Raw genomic sequence first — 10,214 nt, forward strand, 5'->3', positions numbered from 1 at the left:
CACGCATCCATCCGGACACTGGCTGCGGCTCTTCCTGTTGCCCGGCAGCGTGCACCCGCTGCCGGAAATCGTTCATGATGGGCCCAGTCACACTCCCGTGGCAGCGCAGGCCGCATGCTGTGATGCACCGACATCACGCGGCAACAGGCAGGACGGTGGAGCAAGAAGGTGGACCAGCCATGAGCCAACTCACCGACGGTTTCGGACGCAGCTTTCCGTACCTGCGCCTGTCGTTGACCGAAGCCTGCAACTTCCGTTGTGGCTATTGCCTGCCGGAGGGGTACCAGGCCGATGGCCGCCCGCGTTTCCTGCAGGTCGAGGAGATCAGCCGCCTGGTCCGCGCCTTCGCGGCGCTGGGCATGAGCAAGATCCGGCTGACCGGTGGCGAGCCCAGCCTGCGCAAGGATCTTGATGACATCATCGCGGCCGTGGCGGCGGTGCCGGGTATCGGCAAAGTGGCCATCACCACCAACGGCACGCAGTTGCCGCGTCGCCTGCCGGGTTGGCACCGCGCCGGCCTGACGGCGCTGAACGTCAGCATGGACAGTCTGCGGCGCGAACGTTTTGCCGCGATCACCGGGCATGACCGCCTGCCGGAGATCGAGCAGGGCCTGGCCCTGGCGCAGGCGCTGGGGCTGCCGTCGATCAAGCTCAACGCGGTGCTGCTGCGCGGCCTCAACGACGATGAGCTGCCGCAGTGGATGGCGTACCTGCGCGACCGTCCCTTCAGCGTGCGCTTCATCGAACTGATGCGCACCGGCGACAACGAAGCCTATTTCCAGCAGCATCACCTGCGTGCCGACGGGGTGATCGAGCAGTTGCTGGCTGCCGGCTGGCGCGAGCGTGCACGGGCGGCCGATGCCGGCCCGGCGCGCGAGTTCGGCCATCCGGACCATCGTGGCAGCATCGGCATCATCGCGCCGTACTCGCGCGATTTCTGCAAGGGCTGCAACCGCTTGCGGGTAACAGCCAGGGGAGACCTGCGGCTGTGCCTGTTCGGCGACTTCGGCGTGCCGCTGCGCGCGCTGCTGCAGCACGATGACGACCATGACGCGCTGCTGGCGCGCATCACCACCCAGCTTGGCCTGAAAGCGGCCGGGCATGGCCTGCACCAGGGCCGGACCGGGCTGACCCCGCACCTGGCTTCCATCGGAGGATGAGCAGCACGATGAGTGGGGAACTGAACGCGGCATTCCATATGGCCGATGTCCGCAACAAGCGCATCAGTCGCCGGCGGGCGGTGGCGGTGGGCGAGCTGCATGCCGGTCCGCTGGCGTACCCGTTGATCGTCGAGCGTCGCCTGCCGAAGGGCGACGCGCTGGTCATGGCCGAGATCGCCGGCCTGCAGGGGGCGAAGATGGCGTCGATGCTGATGCCACTGTGCCATCCGCTGCCGCTGGAGCTGGTGCAGGTGTTCTGCGCGCCGGTGCCGGAACGGCACGCCATCCGGGTCTGGTGCGAGTGTGCCAGCGAGGCGCGTACCGGTGTGGAAATGGAAGCGCTGGCCGGCGTCAACGCGGCGCTGCTGACCCTGTACGACCTGAGCAAACCGGTGGAACCGGCGCTGCGCATCGAAGGTATCCGCCTGCTGTTCAAGGAGGGCGGCAAGCGCGGCCTGTGGCTGCATCCTGATGGCATGGATGATGCCGAGCGCGCGCGCTTCAGACCGCGTGCGCCGAAGGGCCTGCAAGGCGCGGCCTGCGCGGTGATCACCCTGAGCGACCGTGCCAGCGCAGGCACTTATGAGGATGTTTCTGGCCCGACCCTGGTGGCCGGCCTGAACAGGCTGGGCGGCGAGGTGGTGGCTGCCGACGTGCTGCCCGATGGCATCGAGCCGTTGGCGGATCGCCTTCAGGCATTGGCCGCCGACGGCGTGCGCCTGTGCCTGTGCACTGGCGGTACCGGTCTGGGCCCGCGCGACCTCACCCCGGAGGCGCTGCGTTCGTTGAACGCGCGGCCGGTGCATGGCCTGGCGCAGATGGTCCGGGCGCTGAGCGCGCAGCACACGCCGATGGCCTGGCTGAGCCGCGCCGAGGTGGTGCAACTGGGCAGCATGCTGGTGTTCGCGCTGCCCGGCAGCTTGAAGGCGGCAGCGCAGTGCCTGGACATCCTGGCGCCGGTGCTGGGCCACGCCCTGGCGATGGTCGAGGGTGGTGACCACGCGTGATTCTCTACAGTGAAGCACTGCAGCACCTGCTGGAGTCGGCCACGCCGCTTCCCGCCGAGCGTCTGCCCCTGCAGGAGGCCGCAGGCCGCACCCTGGCCAGTGACATCCACAGCGCGCAGGCATTGCCGCCGTTCGACAATTCGGCAATGGACGGTTTTGCGCTGCGCGCCAACGGGGTGGCGTTCGAGTCGGGTACCGAATTCACGGTGCAGGGCTGGCAGGCGGCGGGTGATGGCGATGCCGAAGGCGGCGAGGGCGCCTGGGAGATCATGACCGGCGCGCGCATGCCGGGCGGCCTGGACACGGTGGTACCGATCGAGAACGTGCAGATCCTCGCCAGCGAAGCGGGCCGTCCGACCCGGATCGCGCTGAAGAGCGTGGTCAGGCCGGGCCAGAACGTACGTCTGCGGGGCGAGGATGTAGCCGAAGGCGAGTGCGTGCTGCGGGCGGGACAGAGGGTGGATATCAACGCACGGACCCTGCTGCACGCCCTTGGCGTTGGCGAGGTGGTGGTGATGTCGCGACCGGCGGTGGCGGTGATTGCTACCGGCAAGGAGCTGGTGAGCGAGGCGACGCAGGCGCTGGCGTCCGGGCAGATCCGTGACAGCAACCGCCCCTACCTGGTCGGGCGGCTGCACGCGGCCGGAGCTGAGGTGGTGTGGCAGGGCACCGTCGGTGATGATGTGGCCGCGTTCGATGCAGCGCTGGACCAGGCACTGGCGGCCGGTGCGCGGGTACTGGTCAGTACCGGTGCGGTCTCTGCGGGCCGTTACGACTTCGTGCCCGACGCACTGCGCGCGCGCGGGGCGCGAATCGTGTTCCACAAAGTGGCGATCCGTCCGGGAAAGCCGCTGCTGTTTGCGGTACTGCCCGACGGTGCGCTGTATTTCGGCCTGCCGGGCAACCCGGTGTCGGCGGCAGTGGGGCAGCGGTTCTTTGTCGAGCCTGTACTGCGCCGGCTGCTGGGGCTGGCGCAGGAGCCGGTGCTGCGGCTTCCCCTGCAGGCGATGGTGCGCAAGCCACCCGGCCTGCGCGTCCACGCCCGTGCGCGGGTGGAGCTGGACGAGCAGGGCCAGCTGAGCGCGCGGGTGCTGTCCGGACAGGAATCGTTCCGTCTGATGTCCATGGTGCAGGCCAACGCCTGGGTGGTGCTGGAGGACGAGGGCGATCTGGTTCCGGCCGGCAGCGCGGTGCGCGTACAGGGCTGGGGCCACGCCGACCCGGTGCAGCTGACGGGCAGGGAGTGGGAATGAAACAGGTGACGTTGCAATTGTTCGGTGCGTTCTCCGATCTGGATGAGCGTCGGGAGATCACGCTGGAGGTACCGGGTGCGACCGTGGCCGACCTGCGCCAGGCGCTGCGCGAGCTGCTGCCGGTGCGTTGGCCCGGTTTCCGTGCTGGCCTGCTGGACTATTCGGCCTTCGCCGACCAGCAGCGCGTGCTGCGCGATCACGATATGCTGCCGGAGGATGGCCGCGTGGCCATCCTGCCGCCGGTGAGCGGGGGCTGAGCGATGGACGCGAAACCGATTGCGAAGGTCGTGGACCGGGCGCGCGGGGTGATCGACCCGGCAGAAGGGATCGCCGCCGTGTCCGACCCGGGTTTCGGTGGTATCGACGTGTTCATCGGCAAGGTACGTGACGTGAATGTCGGCCGGGTGGTCACGGGCATCACCTACGATCTGTTCGAGCCGCTGGTGCTGAACGAAATCCAGCGCCTGGCGGCCGAGGTGGAGGCGGCGTTCGGGCCGCGCCTGAAGCTGTATGTGGCGCATGCCAGGGGGCGGCTGGGCATCGGCGATGTGGCCGTGGTGGTGGCCGCCGGCAGCCCGCACCGGGACGAAGCATTCCGCGCGTGCCGGCAGCTGATCGAGGCAGTGAAGCACCAGTGCCCGATCTGGAAGCAGGAACACTACGAGGATGGCGACAGCGCCTGGAGCGAGGGCTGCAGCCTGTGCCATGCCGACAGCACGCCCGCACATGGCCATGACCACGAGCACGGCCATTGACGGCATCGTGCTGGCTGGAGGCCTGTCCAGCCGCATGGGCCGCGACAAGGCGCTGCTGCCCTGGCGCGGGCGCACCCTGCTTGAGCACATGCGTGACGTGTTGATCGAGGCCGGTGCGCAGCGGGTGTGGGTGAGCGGTGACTATCCGGCCTTCGATGGCATTCCCGACCAGGTCGCGCGCTGCGGCCCGCTGGGTGGGCTTTACAGCGTGTCCCTGGCCATGCCCGATACCGTTGTGTGGGTGGTGCCGGTGGACATGCCCAGCTTGACCGGCGCCCTGCTGCAACGGCTGCACGGGGTGCCTTCCGCCTGCAGCGTGTTCTCCGGCGAGCCATTGCCGATGTGTCTGCAGATCAATGATCATTGCCGGCGGGCCCTGCGGACCTTGATCGAAGATCCACAGGCGCGGCGTTCGCTGCGTGCCCTGCAGGAGCGGCTGGCGGCGACGGCGTTGCCGCTGCCTGAGAATGAGCGTGCCTTGCTGTTCAACTGCAATACCGGGGCCGACTGGGAGTCCATCGCAACATGAAAGTCCAGCTGCAGCGGCAATCCATGCGCCTGCGTGTCGATGAAGAGGAACTGGCAGCACTGCTGGCCGGTGACTCGCTGGAGAACCTGACCCGGTTTGGTGGCACGGGCGGGTGGGGAACCGCGTTGTCGCTGCATGGGGGCGACCAGGCGGTGCTGCTGGACGGTGGCACGGTCTGCCGGCTGGTGCTGCCGCGCGATGCAGTGCAGGGGCTGGCAGCACGACTGCCGTCGCGTGAGGGTCTGGAATTTTCCATCGCGCTGGATGATGAAAGTTCGTTGCAGCTTCAGTTCGACGTGGATGTGCGCGACAGCATGCGCCAGCGCGGCCATCAGCGGCGGGGGCAGCGTCCGCCGCCGTGAGACCGGCCGTGGCACGCCTGCCGTATGATGAAGGCCTTCATCCAGGCATTCCGTGATGTTCTCCACTCCGTCCCCACAGGTTCGCCAGGGCGCGGCGACGCCGAACCCCGCCGCTGCCGATGACGGCGACGCGCTGCACTTCTGCAGTACCTGTGCATTCTCCGATGCCTGCATGTCGCAGGGGTATGACAAGGCCGCGCTGGGCGAACTGCATGTGCTGGTCGACCATGTCGGCCCGTTCCACGCGGGCGACTACATCTTCCGCGCCGGCGAGCCGTTCGATTCGATCGCGGCGGTGCGTGCCGGCATGGTCAAGACGTTTGTCGATGACAGCCAGGGCAACGAGCAGGTGCTCGGTTTCAGTCTGCCCGGTGAGGTGATCGGCCTGAACGCGATCCACGAGGCACGCTTTCCCTGCAATGCCGTGGCGCTGGATACCGTGTACCTGTGCCGGATCTCATTCCCCAGGCTGAGCCTGCTGGCCACCCGCATGCCGGGCCTGCAGGCGCGGCTGTTCAGCCTGCTCAGTGCGGAGATCGGCAAGGTCGCCCTGCTGGCGGCCAACCATCGCACCGAAGAGCGGATGGCCGCGTTCCTGCTGGACTTGTCCGAGCGCTACGCACGCCGCGGGTTCTCCGCCACCCGGTTCAACCTGACGATGGCACGCACCGAGATCGCCAATTACCTGCGGATGGCACCGGAAACCGCCAGCCGCGTGCTGCGCCGGCTGAGCGATGATGGGATCATCGCGGTCAGGCAGCGGGAGATCCTGTTGTTGCAGCCCGAGCGCCTGGCATTGCTGGCATCGGCCGATGAATCCGATCCGAACTGAATCTGGCGGGGAGCCGAAGATGATGCGAGCGGGACTGATGTTGCTGGGGGTGCTGGCGTCGCTGCCGGCGTACGCAGCCGGGCTGACGGTATCGGCGGCGTCGAGCCTGACCGAGAGCTTCCGTGAACTCGGTGCCGCCTATGAGAAGGCCCACCCCGGCGCCCGGGTCGATTTCAACTTCGCCGCCTCCGGCGTGCTGCTGCAGCAGATCAGCCGGGGCGCACCGGTCGATGTGTTTGCTTCGGCCGACGAAGTCACCATGGATCAGGCACAGCAGCAGGGCCTGCTGGCTGCCGGTACCCGCGAGGTGTTCGCGGTGAACGCGCTGTGGGTGGTGGTGCCGCCGCAGACCAGCGGCGGGCCGCGTAGCCTGAAGGATCTCGCGGGTGCCGACGTGCGGCGCCTCGCGCTGGGCAACCCGGACAGCGTGCCGGTCGGCCGCTATGCCAAGGGTGCGCTGGAAGCGGCGGGCCTGTGGCCGTCGGTGCAGAGCAGGATCGTCACCACGCAGAACGTGCGCCAGTCGTTGGATTACGTGGCGCGGGGCGAAGTGGACGCCGGTTTCGTCTACGCCACCGACGCACAGGCCATGGCCGGCCGCGTGCGTCGTGCCTTCGCAGTGCCGGTGTCCGGACGCATCGCCTATCCGCTGGCGGTGACCCGGGCCAGCACGCAGCCAGCCGAAGCCAGGCGCTTCGCCACCTTCGTGCGGTCGGCACAAGGTCAGGCGATCCTGGCCAGGCATGGGTTCGGCAAGCCCTGACGGATGGACCTGGACTGGAGCGCGCTGGGGTTGTCGCTGAAGGTCGCCGGCTGGGCCACGGCGATCAATCTGGTGCTGGGCGTTGGATTGGGGGCGTTGCTGGCGCGTCGGCGCTTCCCCGGCCGCGAACTGCTGGATTCGCTGCTGACCCTGCCGATGGTGCTGCCGCCGACGGTGCTCGGTTATTACCTGCTGGTGCTGATAGGGCGCAACGGCCCCATCGGCGCGTGGTTGCAGTCGTGGTTCGGCATCAACCTGATCTTTACCTGGCAGGCGGCGGTGGTCGCCGCGGCAGTGGCTTCGCTGCCGCTGGTGTTCAAGCCGGCACGTGCGGCGTTCGAGGATGTGGACGGGCAGCTGGAGCAGGCCGCGCGCACGCTCGGCGTGTCGGAGGCGGCGGTGTTCTTCCGCATCACGCTGCCGCTGGCTTGGCGCGGCATTCTCGCCGGCCTCCTGCTGGCGTTTGCCCGGGCGATGGGTGAGTTCGGCGCGACGCTGATGGTGGCCGGCAGCATCCCGGGTCGTACGCAGACGCTGTCGATCGCCATCTACGAGGCGGTGCAGGCAGGGCAGGACGGCAGGGCCAATGCGCTGGTGATCCTGACGTCGGTAGTGTGCATCGTCATCCTGCTGCTGGCGGCACGCTTGGTGGGCGGGCATCGCAGGGAGCTGCGCGATGTGGCTTGACCTGAAGGTGCGGCGCCGGATGCAGGCAGCGGGCCAGGTCTTCGAACTGGACGTCACGCTGCAGTGCACGCAGCGCCAGGTGGTGGTGTTCGGCCCGTCCGGGGCAGGCAAAAGCCTGACGCTCAAGGCCGTGGCCGGACTGCTGCGTCCCGGACAGGGCCATGTGACGCTGCAGGGGCAGGTGCTGTTCGATTCCCACGCGCGGGTCGACCTGCCACCGCAGCGGCGTCGCCTGGGGTACGTGTTCCAGGACTACGCGCTGTTTCCCCACCTGAGCGTGCGCCAGAACGTGGCGTTCGGGCTGCAGCGGAGCTGGTTCAATCCACGCCGTGGCCAGCGCTTCGACGTCGTCGAGCAGTGGCTGCAGGCGTTCCGTATCGACCACGTGGGGGATCTGCTGCCGTCGCAGATCTCCGGCGGCCAGCGTCAGCGTACGGCCCTGGCGCGGGTCATGGTGACCCAACCGCAGGCATTGCTGCTGGACGAGCCGTTCGCTGCACTGGACCACGATCTGCGCCAGCACCTGCGCGAGGAGCTGGCGGCGGTGCTGGACAGTACCGGCATTCCGCTGCTGCTGATCAGCCACGATCCTCAGGATGCCGTTGTCTTCGGCCAGCAGGTCGCGCACATGGCGGACGGCCGGGTCGTCGGCGATTGATGCATGCGCTCGTGCCGGGCCACGGCCGGCCGAATCGATGCAGGGTCAGTACAGCTCGCAGTGAATGCGGCCCTCCCCGCGCAGCAGGTCCCAATGCCCCTGGCCGCCAATGGCGTCGATGGCCTCGCGCACCGCGTCTTCCAGGTGGCGCTTGTTGCCGCACAGGTACAGGTGCCCGCCGCGGGACAACACCTGCCTTACTTCGCGGGCGCGCTGCCGCAGCACATGCTGCACATACACCTTTTCGGTTCCGTCACGCGAGAAGGCAGGATGCAGGCCGGCGAGCACGCCACGCGCATGCCAGTCCTGCAGCTGCTCGCGATACAGGTAATCGTGTTCGCAATGCTTCTCGCCGAACACAAGATGCAGTTCGCGTCCGCAGCCATTGGCCTGCACCTGCTGCACCAGGCCGATCAGCGGCGCGATGCCGGTGCCGGTGCCGATCAGCAGCAGGGGCGCGCTGCCGGTGTCGGCCAGATGGAAGCCGGGATTGGAGCGGCAGTACACGCGGGCGTGGCTGCCCCCCCGCAGCAGGCTGCCGGTGGCGGTACCGGAACGCTCGCGGCCGCGCAGGGTGTAGCGCACTTCGCGTATGCACAGGCTCAGCTGGCCGTTGCCGGGATGCGAGGCGATCGAGTAGGCCCGTGGCAGGCGCGCTGACAGGATGTCGCGCAGCCTGGCCAGCGGCACGCGGTCCGGGCTGGCGTGGTCCTGCAGGATATCCAGCACGTCCAGACCGTGCAGGTAGGCATCCAGCTCGCGCTTCTGGCTGACCTTCAGCAGCGACTTCAACCGCTCGCTGTCGCCCAGCCTGGCCAGCTCGCGCAGCACGCCCCTGCCCAGCAGCCGCAGTTCGCGGTCCTGCAGCATGGCGATGGCCGCATTGTCGCCGTACCAGGTGGCAAGGGCCTGCAGCAGTGCAGGTTCGTGGTCCGGCAGCACGTGCATCGTGTCGCCGGCGCGGTAGGCCATGCCACTGCCGGCAATATCCAGCTGCAGGTGCCACGCGGCCGGATCACTGCTGTTGACGCGGTGGCGCTCGACGATGGGCGCGGCGAAGGCATTGTCGTCACCGTAGGCGGTAACCTGCAGGTGCAGGTCCTGGCCGGCGGCGGCATCGCCCTCGAGCACCTGGCGGAGCACCGGCTGCCACTGCTGGAAGAACCGTTCATAGCCGAGGTCGGCGTCGACCCGTCGCAGCAGCGGCTGCGCTTCGCGTTCGCTCAGCGCCGCGTCCAGCGCTCGGGTGAAGCCGCAGAATCGAGGGTAGCCGGTGTCGCCCAGGCCGAACACCGCGTAGCGCAGGCCGGGCAGCGACCCGGTCTGGCACACGCTCTGGAAGAAGCGTTCGCCGTTCGCGGGCGGCTCGCCGTCGCCGAACGAACTGGAGATCGCCAGCAGCACATCGCCCTGGCCCAGGCTGGCAACGTCAATGTCGTTGAACGGCAGCACCTGCGGCGCGAGCGCTTGCAGGCCAGGGTCCGCGCCCAGGCGCTGGGCCAGGGCGCGGGCATTGCCCGATTCGGAGGCGAAACCCACCAGCAGGCGGCGAACCGGTGTGGCAGCGATGGTGTTCACGCGGCCTCATAGAAGTCGTCGAATTTCTCCTTGCTGAACTCGACCTGCTCGAAGTCCTGCATCAGGTCGTTCACCACACGGCGGATGCTGATGTACGCGGTGATGTTGCCTTCGGCGTCGAACAGCGGCTGCACGGTGGTGTCGACCACATAGAGCACGCCACCCTTGCCCAGGTTCGGCACGATGCCGGTCCAGATGCCGCCGGCCCTGATCGTGTCCCACATGTCCTTGTAGACGGCCTTGGGCACATCCGGATGGCGCACGATGCTGTGCGGCTGGCCGATCAGTTCTTCACGTGCGAAGCCGGTGAGCGTGCAGAACAGATCATTGGCGTAGGTGATGTTGCCCTGCAGGTCAGTGGTGGAGATCACCATGACCTTCTGCAGGGCGTTCAGGAGCTGGCTGTTGTCGGGGGTGTCGTGCATTGCAGGGTCCTTGTGGCTGCCGGAGACGCCGGCATGTTCGGGTCCTGCATAGAGATACCCCCGCGTGCCGGCGGTCGGTTTGACATTGGTCAAGGGGGAGGCAGGGACCGCCTGCGACGGGATGTCGCATATGGCACCCAGCCGACCGCCACCACCCAGGCCACGGGCAGCGCGCGCACGGCATCCAGGTGGATGTCCCGTCCGG

13 protein-coding genes are annotated in these 10,214 nt (G+C 68.2%); 11 read left to right on the top strand and 2 right to left on the bottom strand.

What is annotated here, in order from left to right; all coding sequences use genetic code 11:
- Positions 1-179 precede the first annotated feature (179 nt).
- From moaA to ACVOME_RS01725, 11 genes are read left to right on the top strand one after another with little or no spacing between them, the layout of a single operon-like run.
- Positions 180-1,160 (top strand): GTP 3',8-cyclase MoaA, encoded by a 981-nt coding sequence (gene moaA / locus ACVOME_RS01675; protein ID WP_277380740.1) that lies wholly within the window; start codon positions 180-182, stop codon positions 1,158-1,160.
- Between the two features lie 8 nt (positions 1,161-1,168).
- On the top strand, positions 1,169-2,167 hold the full coding sequence (gene moaCB, locus ACVOME_RS01680) for a bifunctional molybdenum cofactor biosynthesis protein MoaC/MoaB (RefSeq protein ID WP_481504632.1): 999 nt from the start codon (positions 1,169-1,171) through the stop codon (positions 2,165-2,167).
- Entirely contained in the window at positions 2,164-3,420 is a 1,257-nt protein-coding gene (locus ACVOME_RS01685) for a molybdopterin molybdotransferase MoeA (protein ID WP_481504633.1), read from the top strand. Before moaCB ends, ACVOME_RS01685 begins: the two co-directional genes overlap by 4 nt.
- Entirely contained in the window at positions 3,417-3,677 is a 261-nt protein-coding gene (locus tag ACVOME_RS01690; RefSeq protein ID WP_481504634.1) for a MoaD/ThiS family protein, read from the top strand. Before ACVOME_RS01685 ends, ACVOME_RS01690 begins: the two co-directional genes overlap by 4 nt.
- A 3-nt stretch (positions 3,678-3,680) precedes the next feature.
- A complete protein-coding gene (locus tag ACVOME_RS01695) occupies positions 3,681-4,175 on the top strand; it encodes a molybdenum cofactor biosynthesis protein MoaE (protein WP_414487411.1) in 495 nt (164 codons plus the stop codon).
- Positions 4,147-4,704 (top strand): molybdenum cofactor guanylyltransferase, encoded by a 558-nt coding sequence (gene mobA / locus ACVOME_RS01700; protein ID WP_481504635.1) that lies wholly within the window; start codon positions 4,147-4,149, stop codon positions 4,702-4,704. Before ACVOME_RS01695 ends, mobA begins: the two co-directional genes overlap by 29 nt.
- Positions 4,701-5,066: a hypothetical protein gene (locus ACVOME_RS01705; RefSeq protein WP_481504636.1), complete on the top strand. Its 366-nt coding sequence runs from the start codon at positions 4,701-4,703 to the stop codon at positions 5,064-5,066. Before mobA ends, ACVOME_RS01705 begins: the two co-directional genes overlap by 4 nt.
- A 55-nt stretch (positions 5,067-5,121) precedes the next feature.
- Complete coding sequence (locus ACVOME_RS01710) at positions 5,122-5,898, top strand: helix-turn-helix domain-containing protein (protein ID WP_197571123.1); 777 nt, start codon at positions 5,122-5,124, stop codon at positions 5,896-5,898.
- 19 nt (positions 5,899-5,917) lie between these two features.
- Positions 5,918-6,661, top strand: coding sequence for a molybdate ABC transporter substrate-binding protein (modA, locus tag ACVOME_RS01715; RefSeq protein ID WP_197600063.1), 744 nt, complete (start codon positions 5,918-5,920; stop codon positions 6,659-6,661).
- Positions 6,662-6,664: 3 nt separating this feature from the next.
- Entirely contained in the window at positions 6,665-7,348 is a 684-nt protein-coding gene (gene modB / locus ACVOME_RS01720) for a molybdate ABC transporter permease subunit (protein WP_065176130.1), read from the top strand.
- Positions 7,338-8,006, top strand: a complete 669-nt coding sequence (locus ACVOME_RS01725) for a sulfate/molybdate ABC transporter ATP-binding protein (protein ID WP_111186847.1) — start codon at positions 7,338-7,340, stop codon at positions 8,004-8,006. Before modB ends, ACVOME_RS01725 begins: the two co-directional genes overlap by 11 nt.
- Positions 8,007-8,051: 45 nt before the next feature.
- Here the strand turns inward: ACVOME_RS01725 and ACVOME_RS01730 are convergent, their stop codons facing one another.
- Complete coding sequence (locus tag ACVOME_RS01730; RefSeq protein ID WP_481504637.1) at positions 8,052-9,584, bottom strand: flavodoxin domain-containing protein; 1,533 nt, start codon at positions 9,582-9,584, stop codon at positions 8,052-8,054.
- Positions 9,581-10,009, bottom strand: a complete 429-nt coding sequence (locus ACVOME_RS01735; protein ID WP_053519756.1) for a PAS domain-containing protein — start codon at positions 10,007-10,009, stop codon at positions 9,581-9,583. Before ACVOME_RS01735 ends, ACVOME_RS01730 begins: the two co-directional genes overlap by 4 nt.
- Between the last annotated feature and the right edge of the window lie 205 nt (positions 10,010-10,214).

The sequence above is a fragment of the Stenotrophomonas sp. STEN008 genome (assembly GCF_056760435.1).